General features: G+C 69.9%; 14 protein-coding genes and 3 pseudogenes. 12 read left to right on the top strand and 5 right to left on the bottom strand.

The genetic code is table 11. The features are described from left to right. Window positions 1-18 precede the first annotated feature (18 nt). Complete coding sequence (locus tag QUE79_RS20510) at window positions 19-1,008, bottom strand: LacI family DNA-binding transcriptional regulator (RefSeq protein ID WP_286344680.1); 990 nt, start codon at window positions 1,006-1,008, stop codon at window positions 19-21. Window positions 1,009-1,274: 266 nt separating this feature from the next. Here QUE79_RS20510 and QUE79_RS20505 point away from each other — a divergent pair, with 266 nt between their 5' ends. From QUE79_RS20505 to QUE79_RS20475, 7 genes and pseudogenes are all read left to right on the top strand, one after another. Next, complete coding sequence (locus QUE79_RS20505; protein ID WP_286344679.1) at window positions 1,275-1,847, top strand: TetR/AcrR family transcriptional regulator; 573 nt, start codon at window positions 1,275-1,277, stop codon at window positions 1,845-1,847. A gap of 76 nt (window positions 1,848-1,923) precedes the next feature. Next, window positions 1,924-2,961 carry a medium chain dehydrogenase/reductase family protein gene (locus QUE79_RS20500; protein WP_286344678.1) on the top strand — a complete coding sequence of 346 codons (1,038 nt, stop codon included), beginning with the start codon at window positions 1,924-1,926 and terminating at the stop codon, window positions 2,959-2,961. A 109-nt stretch (window positions 2,962-3,070) separates the two neighbouring features. Continuing rightward, window positions 3,071-3,445, top strand: coding sequence for a GntR family transcriptional regulator (locus QUE79_RS20495; protein WP_286344677.1), 375 nt, complete (start codon window positions 3,071-3,073; stop codon window positions 3,443-3,445). Further along, entirely contained in the window at window positions 3,442-4,326 is an 885-nt protein-coding gene (locus QUE79_RS20490; RefSeq protein WP_286344676.1) for an ABC transporter ATP-binding protein, read from the top strand. The genes QUE79_RS20495 and QUE79_RS20490 overlap by 4 nt, the downstream gene beginning before the upstream one ends. A gap of 102 nt (window positions 4,327-4,428) precedes the next feature. Beyond that, a pseudogene (locus QUE79_RS25920) lies at window positions 4,429-4,746 on the top strand (ABC-2 transporter permease); the annotation flags it as partial. 65 nt (window positions 4,747-4,811) lie between these two features. Beyond that, the gene (locus QUE79_RS20480) at window positions 4,812-4,970 is read left to right on the top strand and encodes a hypothetical protein (RefSeq protein WP_286344674.1); all 159 of its coding nucleotides are present in this window, start codon (window positions 4,812-4,814) and stop codon (window positions 4,968-4,970) included. 56 nt (window positions 4,971-5,026) lie between these two features. Further along, the gene (locus tag QUE79_RS20475) at window positions 5,027-5,299 is read left to right on the top strand and encodes a hypothetical protein (protein WP_286344673.1); all 273 of its coding nucleotides are present in this window, start codon (window positions 5,027-5,029) and stop codon (window positions 5,297-5,299) included. 30 nt (window positions 5,300-5,329) lie between these two features. Here QUE79_RS20475 and QUE79_RS20470 read toward each other — a convergent pair. The 4 genes and pseudogenes from QUE79_RS20470 to QUE79_RS20455 form a co-directional block, all read right to left on the bottom strand. Beyond that, window positions 5,330-6,129, bottom strand: a pseudogene (locus tag QUE79_RS20470) (DeoR/GlpR family DNA-binding transcription regulator). Continuing rightward, window positions 6,126-7,649, bottom strand: coding sequence for a 4-hydroxythreonine-4-phosphate dehydrogenase PdxA (pdxA, locus tag QUE79_RS20465; protein ID WP_286344672.1), 1,524 nt, complete (start codon window positions 7,647-7,649; stop codon window positions 6,126-6,128). Before pdxA ends, QUE79_RS20470 begins: the two are co-directional and overlap by 4 nt. Then, on the bottom strand, window positions 7,646-8,029 hold the full coding sequence (locus tag QUE79_RS20460) for a hypothetical protein (RefSeq protein WP_286346873.1): 384 nt from the start codon (window positions 8,027-8,029) through the stop codon (window positions 7,646-7,648). The genes pdxA and QUE79_RS20460 overlap by 4 nt, the downstream gene beginning before the upstream one ends. Before the next feature lie 80 nt (window positions 8,030-8,109). Further along, window positions 8,110-8,445, bottom strand: a pseudogene (locus QUE79_RS20455) (four-carbon acid sugar kinase family protein); the annotation flags it as partial. A 122-nt stretch (window positions 8,446-8,567) separates the two neighbouring features. Here QUE79_RS20455 and QUE79_RS20450 point away from each other — a divergent pair. The 5 genes from QUE79_RS20450 to QUE79_RS20430 are packed head-to-tail and all read left to right on the top strand — an operon-like array spanning window position 8,568 to window position 13,726. Next, window positions 8,568-10,142, top strand: coding sequence for an ABC transporter substrate-binding protein (locus QUE79_RS20450; protein ID WP_286344671.1), 1,575 nt, complete (start codon window positions 8,568-8,570; stop codon window positions 10,140-10,142). A gap of 3 nt (window positions 10,143-10,145) precedes the next feature. Then, complete coding sequence (locus QUE79_RS20445) at window positions 10,146-11,078, top strand: ABC transporter permease (protein WP_286344670.1); 933 nt, start codon at window positions 10,146-10,148, stop codon at window positions 11,076-11,078. Next, window positions 11,075-12,034 carry an ABC transporter permease gene (locus QUE79_RS20440; protein ID WP_286344669.1) on the top strand — a complete coding sequence of 320 codons (960 nt, stop codon included), beginning with the start codon at window positions 11,075-11,077 and terminating at the stop codon, window positions 12,032-12,034. The genes QUE79_RS20445 and QUE79_RS20440 overlap by 4 nt, the downstream gene beginning before the upstream one ends. Next, entirely contained in the window at window positions 12,031-12,903 is an 873-nt protein-coding gene (locus QUE79_RS20435; protein WP_286344668.1) for an ABC transporter ATP-binding protein, read from the top strand. Before QUE79_RS20440 ends, QUE79_RS20435 begins: the two co-directional genes overlap by 4 nt. Further along, window positions 12,896-13,726, top strand: coding sequence for an ATP-binding cassette domain-containing protein (locus tag QUE79_RS20430; protein WP_286344667.1), 831 nt, complete (start codon window positions 12,896-12,898; stop codon window positions 13,724-13,726). Before QUE79_RS20435 ends, QUE79_RS20430 begins: the two co-directional genes overlap by 8 nt. The last annotated feature ends 58 nt before the right edge of the window (window positions 13,727-13,784 follow it).

Genomic DNA, 13,784 nt, shown 5'->3' with positions numbered 1-13,784 from the left:
TGTGCGTCCGGGGTGGAGTTACGCGGACTCGCGAATGACGAGTACCGGCGTGAATCGGGCAATCTCGGTCTCCTCCGGTGCTCGCAGCGCCATCTCGGCGGCGAGATGACCGAGCTCGTAGCCGGGCTGTCTGATCGTGGTGAGCTGAACCGGCGCCGTCGAAGCGCCCTCGATATCGTCGTAGCCGACGATGGCGATGTCCTCCGGCACGCGCAGGCCCGCCCGCAGTGCTTCGAACTCGAGCGCCAGTGCGAGGACGTCGTTTGCGCACACCACCGCAGTCGGACCCGGCCGCGCGTCGAGGATTTGCCGCGCTGCTGCGGAGCGATCCACCGGAAGGTTGCTGGCGGCGTCGTACCGGACGAGGCGAGCGGGATCCACGCCGAACTCTTCGGCTGCCGCGTGGCAGCCCGCGAGACGTCCGGAGATCTGCCGTTCTGCAGCGGGGCCGCCGAAGTATGCGATGTCGCGGTGGCCGCCCTCGAGGAGATGCGTCATGGCCAGTCGGCCCCCGTGCACATCGTCCACGACGACGGCGGAGTGGCCTGTCGCGGAGTCGCCGAGACCGAGGCCGACGACGTGCGAGCCCGACTCTCGCAGGAAGGCCAGCTGTTGGCCGCTCGATGCGGAGGGCACGACGATGGTGGCTCGCACGCGGAGTTCGGCGAGGGTGCGCGCGTAGTGCCGCTCGAGATCCTGTCGGCCTCCCGTATTGCACGTCACGACGACGTGGTCGTGTTGCACGGCGACGTCTTCGATCCCGCGCAGGACCTCGGCGAAGTAGGGGTTTCCGCTGTCGGGGACGAGGAACGCGATGACGCGGCTCCTGGCGCCGCGCATGACTCGGACTGCCGTGTTGGGGACGAACCGCAGGTCTTCGATGGCCGATTCGATCCGCAGCCTGGTGGGCTCGGCGATCGGCTTTCGATTGTTCAGGTAGTTCGAGATGGTCCCGACGGAAACCCCGGCTCGATGCGCGACCTCGCGGACGGTTGGACGTTCAGGCACGGTTCCCCTCTGCGACTGATTACGGCACGCCTGTTCTGCGACGCCTGACACCGAGAGCATGTCACGGTCGTCGGCGCGACACGATCGTCACGGCCCTCCGGGAGGCGGGTTTTCCCGTGCAGGAGGGGCTGGTTCACCGTCGAGTTCCCGTCGGCGGCCGACGCGCCCGACCGTCTGAAGCCCGTCCGCCACGAACAGCGCTTGTAGGGGCCGTTCCCGAGCCGGAGCCCTTGACCGATCACGTTTGTTAGTGTTCAATCAGTCACATGACGAAGCCAGAGGTCCGGAGCCGCGGGGTCAGGTCGACGGCCGAGGCTCAGCGGGTTCGGATCCTCGCCCGCGCGGTCGAGGTGTTCGCCCGCTCCGGGTATCGGGCCACGCCCGTGACCGATGTCGCGCTCGAGGCGAACGTCTCGACCGCCTACGTGTTCCGGCTGTTCGACGGCAAGCTCGGCCTCTTCGTGGCCGCGGTCGACGAGTGCTACGAGCGCATCGCCGCCGCCATGACGGCCGGTGCCGAGAAGAGCGCCGGCACCGGCTCGGCCGAGCTGCTCGATGCGATGTCGACGGCCTACGTCGCGCTGATCCACGATCGCAGCCTGATCGCGCTCCAGGTGCACGCGCAGAGCGCCTGTGACGTCCCCGAGATCCAGGAGGCCGTGCGGCGGGGCATCGCGAAGGTCGTCCGCACGGTGTCGGCCGCGTCGGGCGCGGATGACGATGCCGTCCAGCGTTTCCTGGCGTACGGCCAACTGTGCCACCTGATCGTCCAGGCAGGGCTCGGCGACGTCGACTCGTCCTGGGCTCGTCTCGTCGATCACGGGATCCGTCACGACTGACCGCGGCCGGTGTCCGCTCTTTTTCATGTCCACACAAGTGACTGTCCAGTCACAAACAACAAGATGGGAACCTCTCATGACAGCGTCACCCGAGTCCACCACCCGCGTCGTCCTCCCCGGTCTCGTTGAGCCGTCCGGGCTGGAGGTCGGCACCGCGCCGATTCCCGCACCCGGCCCCGGGCAGCTCCTCGTCCGCGTCGAGGCGACCGGAATCTCCTTCGCCGAGCAGTCGATGCGCAAGGGCCGCTACTTCGGGCAGCCGGACTTCCCGTTCACGCCGGGGTACGACCTCGTCGGGCGTGTCCTCGAGGTGGGGCAGGGCGCCGACTCGCAGCTGGTCGGTCGCCGCGTGGCGACGCTGACCAAGACCGGCGCCTGGGCCGGGCAGACCGTCGTCGAGGCGCGCGACAGCGTCGTCGTGCCCGACGGGGTCAGCCCGGAGGACGCCGAGACGGTCGTCGTCAACGGCGTCACCGCCTGGCAGATGCTGCATCGTGCGGCGCGGGTGAAACCCGGTCAGACCGTCCTCCTGTTCGGGGCGAACGGAGGCGTCGGAGGGATCCTGATCCAACTCGCGCAGGATCACGGCGTCCGCGTCATCGGGGCCGCGTCGCCTCGCCACCACGACGCGCTTCGAGCGGCCGGCGTGATCCCGGTCGACTACGCCGACCCGGACCTCGCGGCCCGCGTCCGAGAACTCGCGCCGGCCGGAGTCGACGCGGTCTTCGACAACGTCGGCGGCGACACGACGCGCACGGCCTTCTCCCTGCTGGCGCGGGGCGGCACCCTGGTCACCTATTCGATCATCAGCGTCGTCGGAGGCCCCGGAGGTCTCCTCCTCCCGTTCGCCACGGCGATCGGTCAGGCGCTGCTCTGGTCGGCCCTCCCCAACGGAAAGCGGGCCACGTTCTACGACCTGTGGGCCGGCCACCGGTTCCGCCCGGCCCGGTTCCGCCGGCACCTCGAGGCGGACCTCGGCCGTCTCTTCGAGCTCCTCCGGGACGGCACCGTCACCGCCAACATCGCCGCGCGGTTCCCGCTCACGGAGGTCGTGGCGGCGATGGAACTGGCGGAGTCGCGCACTCTCAACGGGAAGGTGATCCTGCTCCCGTGATCCGCGTCGGGCCGTCTGGCGTCCGCGACGCGGGCGAAGCGGCCTTGACCGCGGCATACGATGCGCCTACTGTACCGGTGTACATGAACAGTGAACGGTTCGGGGCAGAGTGCAGATCATCGTGTCGACGACGAGCGGCGTGCCGCTGTACGAGCAGATCAAGACGCAGGTCCGCGCCGCGATCCACGGCGGAGACCTCCGCGACGGGGCGCTGCTGCCGTCGCTCCGACAGCTCGCGGCGCAGCTGCGGGTCAGCATCATCACGGTGACGCGCGCCTACAACGACCTCGTCGCCGAGGGGCTCGTCGCCAACGAGCACGGCCGAGGGTTCGCCGTGCTTCCCGTCGACCGGGCGGTCGCGACAGCGGCTCTGCAGGAGCGGGTCGATCGAGGCATCGACGAGGTGGTCACGGCGGCCAGAGCGGCCCAGGTCAGCCGAGACGACCTCCTGAGGAGAGTGGAACGACAATGGAATCAGGAATGACCGACGACGCCGTCGTGATCCGGCAGCTCTCGATCCGGCGCGACTCGTTCGCGCTCCGCGACGTCGACCTTAGCGTTCCGACCGGGTACGTCACGGGGCTCGTCGGGCCGAACGGGGCCGGCAAGACGACGCTCCTCAAGAGCGTCCTCGGCCTCCTCGCCCCGGACACCGGCGACGTGACCGTGCTGGGCGATGCCGCGGGCGGCGATGCCGTCAACAATCGCGTCGGCGTCGTCCTCGATCGCATCTCGGCCGCGCCCGAATGGCGCGTCCGGTCGGTCGGGCGCCGGATCGGACGTCTCTACCATCGCTGGGACGAAACCTTCTTCCGGACTCTCGTCGCCCGGTTCGGCCTCCCGGAGCGGAACCGTGTCGACGCGCTCTCGCGCGGCCAGACCGTGAAGCTGTCGCTCGCCATGGCGCTCGCGAGACGCCCCGAGCTCCTCGTCCTCGACGAGCCCACGAGCGGGCTCGACCCGGTGGCTCGTCGGGAGCTCGCCGACATCGTCCGCGAGTTCATGCTCGATCCGGGGCACACCGTCCTGTTCTCCACGCACATCACCGCAGAGCTGGACGACCTGGCCGACCGGATCATCGTCGTGAACGACGGCACGGTCGCCTACGACGGAATGCTCCACGAGCTCCACGAGCGGTTCGCGGTCGCGCGCGGTTCCGGTGCTCTCTCCGAGCGCGCCCGCGCGTCGGGCATCGGCCTCCTCTCGGATTCGAGCGGCGGCTACGAGGTCCTCATCCGGTCGGCGGACACCGCGCTGTTCGACGCCGACGTCGTCATCGACGACGCCTCGACGGACGACGTGGTGGTGCACTTCGCCGAGCAGGCCAGGGTTCGCGGCGACCAGCGGGGACTGGTGCGGGCATGATCGCCACGTTCGTCCGCTTCGACATCGGCAACGTCGCCACCACGCAGGCCCGCCGAGTGCTCATCCCGCTCCTGTTCATCCTGGTCGTCGGGGCCGCGCCCCGTGCCCGGAGCGTCGATCGTGGTCGGCGCGGTCGTCGCCGCGGCCTCGGTGTCGTATCCCTTCCAGGCCGACGAACGGGGCGTGCTCGACACGCTCTACGCGACGAGCTCGATCTCGCGGCGCGACGTGGTCCTGGGGCGGTACGCGATGCTCCTCGTCCTGTCGGCCGTCTACGTCGGCCTCGGGTTCGTCGTCTCGGTCGTTGCCGGAGCGGCCCGCCACCACGGGTTCGGCTGGCCGCTGACCGCGGTGATGCTCCTGATCGCGTTCGGTGTCGTCGTCGTGTGCGTGGCCGTCCAACTGCCCTGGTTCTTCGCCCTCGGATTCACGCGCGCTCGGCCGATGATGTTCCTCCCGGTCGCCGCGCTCAGCGTGGGGGCTTCGTGGCGGCGCAGGCCGGCGTGCTCGACGGCACCTCTGCGGTGGCCGTCGGCAGTGCGCCCGGTGGGGCGCTCACCGTGGTCGTCCTGGTTCTCGGGGTGGCGCTGGTCGGTGCTTCGGCGGCGGTCGCGGTCGCCCTCTACCGGCGCCGAGAACTCTGACCGACCGAAGGCCGGAGATCCTCCCGCGGAGCGCACCCTCGGCTACTGTTCGAGGCGTGTCGGTTCTCGGGGTCGTGGTCGGGCTCGCCCGCGAGACTCGCGGCGACCTGCCGGCGGCTCTCGTCTCCCTGTTCCTGAACCCGCTCGTCGGGCTCCTGGCGCATCCGCGCGTCGCGACGTCGTCGCCCGCCAACATGTCGGCGCCGACGGCTCTCCCGCAGGAGACTCTCGTCGAGATCGCCCGGACCATGAGGCGTGAACTCCCCGGGGTGGTCGTGCGCCGGCGCCTCTTCTGGCGCTACACGGCCGTCTGGCGAGCACCCCGCTGAGGCCGGTGGGCGCCCCGGCCTGCCGACGAGTCAGTCGCCGACGAGCCGTCCACCGGCTCCGACGACCCGGACGTCGACGTCGGCGGCGGCGAACTCCGCCAGCGACGACACGGACGCCTCGGAGTCGGTGACGAGCACCCACCCGCGCGGCAGTCGGGCGCGCGCGTGGAAGAGCTCGCGGCCGAGCTTGGACGAGTCGGCGAGGACGTAGACGGTGTCGGCGCGTCGGCACATGAGCTCTTTGAGCCGGGTCTGCTGGAGGTCGGCCTCGCAGATCTCTCCGCCGCCGACCGTGGTCACCCCGTCCGCTCCGAGGAAGACGCTGTCGAAGGTCAACCGTTCGAGGGCCGCTTCCGTGAGCGGGCCGACGAAGCCGCTGGACGTCTGCCGGAGGGTTCCCCGAGGCACTCGACGTGCAGCAGATCGCTCTCGGCCAGTTCGACGACGACCGCGACCGACGTGGTCGCCACCGTGAGCGAGATGTCCGAGCGGATCTCTCGGGCGAGGGCGGCCACGGACGAACCGGCGTCGAGCAGGATCGTCTCGCCGTCGCGGAGGAGGCTCCGCGCGTACCGGGCGATGGCCGCCTTCGCCTCGGCCTGCTCGTGGTTCCGCTGGCTGAGGGACGACTCGCCGCCGGTGGGGTTGATCGCCATGGCCCCGCCGTAGGTGCGGGCGATCTTGCCGTCGGCGGTGAGGATCGCGAGGTCGCGCCTTATCGTCGAGGCGGTGACGTCGAAGCGCGCCGACAGCTCTTCGACGCTCGCGAGCCCCGAGGTGTGTGCGAGTTCGACGATGTCGAGCCGTCTGGCCGTGGCGCCACCGCTCATGCGGCGACCGGCCTCGGAGACATCTCGACGGCCTGGCGGAGCGCCTCGATCATGCTGCCGACGCCGACGGTGCCGGTGCCTGCGATGTCGAAGGCCGTGCCGTGGTCGACCGAGGTGCGGATGACGGGCAGGCCGACGGTGATGTTGACTCCGGCTTCGATGCCGAGAACCTTGACGGGACCGTGTCCCTGGTCGTGATACATGGCCACGATCAGATCGTAGTCACCCCGGCCGCCGAGGAAGAACGCCGTGTCGGCGGGGAGCGGACCGGCCACGAGCATCCCCTCGGCCTGCAGGATCTCGATGGCCGGCGTGATCTTCTCGGCTTCTTCCCCGTATCCGAACAGACCGTTCTCGCCGGCGTGCGGGTTGATCGCGCAGACGCCGATCCGCGGGTTCTCGACGCCCGCCCGGCGGAGGGCCTCCCAGCCGCGGCGGACCGTCCGTTCCACGAGGCCGGGCTCGATCTTGGCGATCGCGTCGATGAGGCCGATGTGCGTCGTGACGTGGATGACCTTGATCTTGGGGGTGGACAGCATCATCGAGACCTCGCCGACGCCCATGAAGTGGGCGAGGAGCTCGGTGTGCCCGGGGAAGACGTGTCCGGCTTCGTGCAGCGCGGCCTTGTTGAGCGGAGCCGTGCAGATGCCCTGGACCTTGCCGGCCATCCCGAGCTCGCTGGCGATGCGGACGTAGTGGAATGCGGCGTTGCCGGCCTCCGCCGACACCTGTCCCCACGGCAGGTCCGTCGACAGCAGGTGCGGATCGATCACGTTGATGCGGCCGGGGACGAAGACGCCCTCGGACGGGTCGTTCACCTCGACGACCTCGACGGTGATCCCGAGCGCCTCGGCGCCGAGGCGCAGCCGGTGCGCGTCTCCGATCACCACCGGACGCGCGTCCCGGTAGGCGGCCTCGTCGACCAGCGCTCCGACGGTGATCTCGGGTCCGACACCGGCCCCGTCACCCATGGTGACGGCGATGTAGGGGCGGTTGTCGCTGGCGGCGGCGGGCACGGTGTCCATGGGGTCTCCTGGAGTCGGGGGAACGGGAAGGCTGGGCGGGCGAAGCTCGGAGACGCGTGCCACGAGCTTGACGAGGACGTCCGGGCCACCGAAGCTTCCCGGCTTGGTGGCCACGAGACGGCCGTCGGAGGCGCGGCAGACGACCGCGCCGTGTTCGACCTGCCCCAGCGGGGTCAGGGAGTCGATGCCCAGGTGGTCGAGCACGACCCGGGCCGTTTCGCCACCGGTCATGACGAGATCGAGGCCGGGATCGCGTCCGAGCACTCGGGAGACGACCTCGCGAATCGATCGGAGGGCGTCGCGCGGATCGGCGCGTCGGGCGCTTCGCAGGGCGAGCGCCGCGGGTGATCCCCGGTGCAGCGCGGCGGAGAGGCGACGCGACGTGCCGTCGATCCCGCTTGCTCCGTCACCCGGGTCGAGGTCGACGACCTCGACTCCCGACGCTCGGAGGGCAGCCGCGTGCCGCTCGGCCGGCGCCGATCCGGAGCCGATCACGACGAGGGGCCCGGTGTGGCCGGCCGGCGTCGGTCGAGAGTGAGAGGGGTGTCGCCGGGGAGGTTCCCGGCCCCGGGGGCGTGGTGCCTGGCGACGGCGGCGGCCAGCGCTGCGGTCCCGACGAAGGCGACGGGACGATCACGGGCAGCTTCGAGAGCGAGGGAGTCGGCGGCGGCGACGGTGGCCAGAAGGTCGGCGTCGTTCTCGCCGTCGACCACCGCGGCTCCGCCGGCGACCAGGCCGCTCCGGAGCGCGGCCGCGAGCTCAGGGCCGCGGACGATGTCGAGGCCGATGTGGCTCGACCCGGCGAGCCCGAGGGCCTCGGCGACCGATCGAGGCGCCGGCCGTCGTTCGAGTCGCCAGTGCGACGACTCGTGCAACGGTGCACCGTCAGCGAGGGGAGACCTCCGACGACGCTCCTGCCGAGAGCGGGAAGCGCCCCGGCGACGACGAGGTCGAATCCCGCCGCACGAAGGGCCGAGACTTCGGCCGCGATGTTGCCGCGCCAGAGCGAGTCGATCTTCTTGACCACCACATCGCGCGTTACGCGCAGATTTTTCGGATCGGAGACGCGCGCGGTCGCATCGAGGTGCGCACGCACGGCGGCCTGGGCCTCGGCGGCGTCGAGGCCGCGCGAATCGGTGTCGATCACGGTGACAGCGATCGTGGCCGGCTCGCTCGCGAGGTGCGATCCAGCCTGCCCGGCGAGCCGGACGACCACGGCGAAACCGCGCAGCCGGAACTGCTCGGCAGTCTCGGCGGCGCCGGAGAGGTCGTCGGCGATGACGGTGATCATGAGGCCATCCTGTCACGTCTGCGTGATTCGCGCCATTCTTATTGCGCGAAACACGCAGCCGTGCCACAGTGGTCCACGGAGCCCGCTCGTGGGCCCACGACTCGACGTACGAGAGGTCAACGATGACCGTTCCCTTTGCGGACCACCAGGTGTCCCGGCGCAGCCTCCTCCGATGGGGTGCAGCGGCCGGCGCCTTCGTCGCCGTGACTTCGCTCACGGCCTGTGCCGGCCCGACCGGGCTTCCCGGAAAGGGCACGCTCACGCTCGCCCTGAACCGGTCGCTCGTGAGCCTGGACAACAAGCTGAACCAGTTCGATGCGGCCGTGACCGTTCAACGGGCCGTCCGCCAGGGCCTGACCGAGATCGGGCCCGACATCACACCGCGACTCGTGCTCGCCGACCGGTTCGAGCTGACAGCGCCCACGCAGTGGACGGTGCACCTGCGGCCCGGCATCCGCTACTCCGACGGGACCCCGGTCACCGTGGAGGACGTCGCGACGGCTCTCGAGATGTACTCGAAGGTGCAGGGCGGGTTCGTCGCCAGCTTCTTCCCGGAGTTCCCGACGGTCGGCAAGATCGACGACAGCACCTTCACGCTCGACACGAAGAAGCCGCTGCCCGTGCTGGACGCGCTCATGGCCAACATCCTCATCACCCCGGCGGCCGCCAACAAGCCGGCGGAGCTGCAGGGCGGCGTCGGCAGCGGCCCCTTCCTGGTGACGAAGTTCAATCGCGGCGCGGGGACGTACAGTCTCCGCCGCAACGAGAACTACTGGGGCGAGGCGGCGGGTGTCGACCGGGTCGAGGTCCAGTTCCTCGCGGAGGAGTCGAGCCGCGTCATCGCTCTGCGGAGCGGCGCGGTCGACGTCATCGACTCCATCACGCCCGACTCCGCCACGCAGCTCCAGGGACTTCCCAACATCACGATCCAGCGCGCTTCCGCTCTTCGGATGAATCAGATCTTCTTCAACTTCCGAAAACCCGCCGGGCATCCGTTGGCCAACGCGAAGGTCCGCGAGGCGCTGACCATGGCCGTCGACGGACACGCGCTGGTCCACGACGTCCTCGTCGGCAGCGTCATCCAGGCCGACGGCGTCGTGCCGCCGAGCACCAAGGGCTATGTCAAGACCGGGGAGTACGTCTACGACCCGGCCGAAGCGCGCCGCCGTCTCGCGTCGCTCGGGGCCACGGGCCTCACGCTGAAGATCATCTGGGAGACCGGTGAGTTCGCCAGCGACGCCTCGATCATGGAGGCTCTCGCGGAGATGTTCGGCCAGGTCGGCGTCAAGACGACCCTGCAGGAATTCGAGGCCGGCGGCGACATCTCGACCTGGCGCCAGGGCAGGGGCGGCGAGTGGGACCTGCTCGGCAACGGCTTCGGCGGTCCGACCGGCCAGGCGATCAACGTGCTGCAGGGCATGTACGCGGGCACGGCCGAGAAGGAGCGCACGCGCGACACCTACCAGGGCTACGTGCAGCCCGCCGTGGCATCGCTGATCGCCCAGGCCTCGAGCGAACCCGACGAGAAAGCTCGAGACGCCATCGTCGTCAAGGCTCAGCAGGCCGCCTGGGACACCTGGCCGTGCGTGTGGCAGTTCGTCCCCAAATCGATTCTCGCGCGCAGAACCCGCGTGCAGGATCTCGCGCTCAGCGACTCCAATTCGTACCCGCTCACCGACGTGCACCTGGAGGGCTGACGCATGACCTACATCGTCAAACGACTCGGGCAGGGCGTCCTCACGGTCTTCCTCACCGTCTCGACCGTCTTCATCCTGATCCGACTGGCACCCGGCAACCCGGCAGTCGCCTACGCGGGTCCTCTCGCCACGAGCGCCCAGCTCGCCCAGGTGCGGAAGCAGTTCGGACTCGATCAACCGCTGATCGTCCAGTACGGCACCTTCATCAGGCAGCTCCTGAGCGGCAACCTCGGAACGTCGTACTCGTTCCAGGCGCCGGCGATCCAGGTCGTCCTCGAGCGGCTCCCGTTCACTCTGACGCTCGCCTTCGCGTCGATCCTGCTCGCGGCGATCGTCTCCATCCCGCTCGGTGTGTGGATGGCCCGTCGAACCGACACCAAGAAGGAGCTCGGCGTCAACGTCGTGTCGATCGCCGGGCAGTCGATGCCGGACTTCTGGACGGGGATCCTGCTTCTCAGCGTCTTCGCGGTGGTCTTTCCGATCCTGCCGGCGTCGGGCTTCGCCACCTGGGCGGGCCTCGTCCTCCCGACGGTGACCGTGGCCATCCTCCAGGTCGCGCTGATCTCGCGGCTCGTCCGGCGCGAGATGGCCGCCAACCTCGCGGCGCCCTATCTGACGATCGCCCGATCCCGCGGCGTCTCGGAGCGGGCGCTGACCTGGAAGTACGCGATGGGCAACTCGGCGATCCCGGTCTTCACCGCCCTCGGAACCCGGTTCGCCGCGATGCTCAACGGCGTCGTCGTCGTCGAGGTCGTCTTCGGGTGGCCGGGTGTGGGATCCCTCATCGTCCGGGCCCTCGCCACTCGCGACTACCCGCTCATCCAGGCCACGGTGCTCATCACGGCTCTCCTCGCGGTCGCCGTGCAGCTCGTGGTCGACCTGGCCTACCCCCTCCTCGATCCCCGCGTGCGACTCGGAAAGGCGAGTGCCTCATGAGCACCCCCAGCGTCACCCTCGGTTCCGGCCCCCACGGGTCCGACACCCCTTCGGCTCGGGCGAGCACTCTCGACCGCCGCCGCATCAAGCGGTCGGAGGCGGCACGACGCCGTTCCGCCTCGCGGCTCAAACTGTGGATCGGGGCCATCAGCGCCCTGGTCGTGATCATCCCGATCCTCCTCGCGCAGCTGCTCCCGCTCCCGGATCCCAATGCGCAGGATCTCGGCAACCGCCTCGAAGCACCGTTCTCGGCCGGCCACCTGTTCGGCACCGACCAGCTCGGACGCGACCTCCTCTCGCGCGTGCTGCACGGCGGCCAGATCTCGCTGACCATCGGCATCCTGGCCGTGATCGTGTCGGGCCTGATCGGAGTCGTCCTCGGATCGATCGCCGGCTTCTACGGAAAATGGGTCGACGTCGTCATCTCGCGCCTGCTGGAGGCGCAGATGTCGCTCCCGCTGCTGATGATGCTCCTGCTCGTGGTCGCGCTCTTCGGCCCCAGCATCCCGGTGATCACCTTCGTGATCGCCATCGCCCAGTGGCCGGAAGTCGCGCGGCTGACGAGATCCCTGGTGCTGGTCGAGCGCGAGAAGCCGTACGTCGCGGCGGCCCGGACCCTCGGTCTGCACCGGATGCTGATCCTGCTCCGCCACGTCGTCCCCAACGTCTTCAAACAGGCCAGCCTCGTGATCCTGCTGCTGCTCGCGCAGGCCGTCCTGCTCGAGAGCGCCCTGAGCTTCCTCGGCGCCGGACCCCAGCGGCCGTTCGCCACCTGGGGCCGGATCATCTCGGACGGACAGGACTACGTCACGACGGCGTGGTGGATGGTGACGGTCCCCGGCATCTTCATCGTGCTGCTCGTCATCGGCGTCAACCTCCTCGGTGACGGGCTGCGCGACCGGCCACGCCGGACGAAGGGCCTCGTCGCCCTCCTCTCGAAGGGAAAGAACCGTTGACCGACACCGAACGACTCCTCGACGTCGAGGACCTCACGATCGAGCTGATCACCACGAGCGGCATCGTCCGCGCCGTGGACGGCGTCTCGCTCCACATCGATCGCGGCGAGACCGTGACGATCATCGGCGAGTCGGGTTCCGGCAAGTCGACGACCGCCATGGGGATCCTCCAGCTGCTGCCGGACGACCTCGCCGTGCTCACCGGGAAGGTCTCGATCACCGGGCTCGACGTCCTCGGCGACCGCCGTGCCATCCGGAAGATCCGCGGCCGCACGACGGCTCTCATCCCGCAGGATCCGATGACCGCGCTCAGCCCCGTGCACACCATCGGCGGGCAGCTCGGCGAGGCGATCAGGATCGCGGGTGCGGCCTCCGGGCGCACCGCCGTGCAGGCCCGGGCCGTCCGCCTGCTCGAACAGGTGCACATCCCGGAGCCGACGGCGGTCCTTGCGAAGTTCCCGCACCAGCTCTCCGGCGGCATGCTCCAGCGCGTGCTCATCGCCGCCGCCCTCGCGTGCGAACCGCAGCTCCTCGTGGCCGACGAGCCGACCTCGGCGCTCGACGTGACCGTGCAGGCCGGAATCCTCGACCTGCTGCTCGAGCTGCAGGAGCAGCGGGGCATCGGGATCCTGATGATCACCCACGATCTCGGGGTCGCGCGCCTCGTCTCCGACCGCATCCACGTGATGAAGGACGGAACCTTCGTCGAGTCGGGTGACGTCCGCCAGATCGTGGAGAACCCGCGCGAGGAGTACACCAAGAACCTGCTCGGGGCCGTCCCGACGCTGGGCGACTGGGACGAGACGATCGCCCACGCCGTCGACACCCTCTCGGCCCCCGCGCACGACAAGGAGCACGAGCGTGCCTGAACCGATCCTCTCCGTCCAGAACCTCACCGTCGACTACGGCGTCAAGGGCGGCACCACGCGTGCCGTCGACGACGTGTCGTTCGACGTGCCTCGAGGCGGGACCCTCGCCATCGTCGGCGAATCGGGCTGCGGGAAGTCGACGATCGCCAAAGCGGTCATGAGGCTGCTCGAGCCGACGTCGGGCCGGATCCTGCTCAACGGGACCGATCTCGCGCACCTCTCCGAGCGTCGCCTGCGGCCCCTTCGCCGCACGTTCCAGATGGTCTTCCAGGATCCGTACGGCTCGCTCGACCCTCATCTGACCGCGAGCGAGATCGTCGGCGAGCCGCTCCGGCAGCAGGGCGTCCGGTCGTCGAGCGAGCGCAGGGTCGAGGCCGCACGCCTGATCGACCGGGTCGGCCTGCCGTCGACCGCCCTCGAGCGTCGCCCGTCCGAGTTCTCCGGCGGCCAGCGCCAGCGGATCGGAATCGCCAGAGCTCTCGCGTCCAAGCCGGAGCTGCTGATCTGCGACGAGGCGACGAGCGCCCTCGACGTCTCGGTGCAGGCGCAGGTGCTGGCTCTCCTGCGCGAGATCCAGCGAGACACCGGGCTCACCTACGTCGTCATCTCGCACAACCTCGGTGTCGTCCAGGAGATCAGCGACACGGTCATGGTGATGCGCCGGGGTGCCGTGGTCGAGACCGGCGAGACGGGCGACGTCCTCACCGCGCCGACGGCCGACTACACGAGACGACTGCGACGTGCGGCCCTGGACCCCGCCGGCATGCGTGGACTGAAACCCCGCTACCTGGTCTCCTCGCTGGCTCTGGGGGAGGCGTCGTGACCGTCGCCGAAGGCACCGCGGAGGCGACGCGACCCGCGGTCGTCCCCGCGCTGGTCCT

Source organism: Frondihabitans sucicola, assembly GCF_030296615.1.
Taxonomy (GTDB): domain Bacteria; phylum Actinomycetota; class Actinomycetes; order Actinomycetales; family Microbacteriaceae; genus Frondihabitans; species Frondihabitans sucicola.
This window is presented reverse-complemented; position numbering and strand designations above follow the sequence as displayed.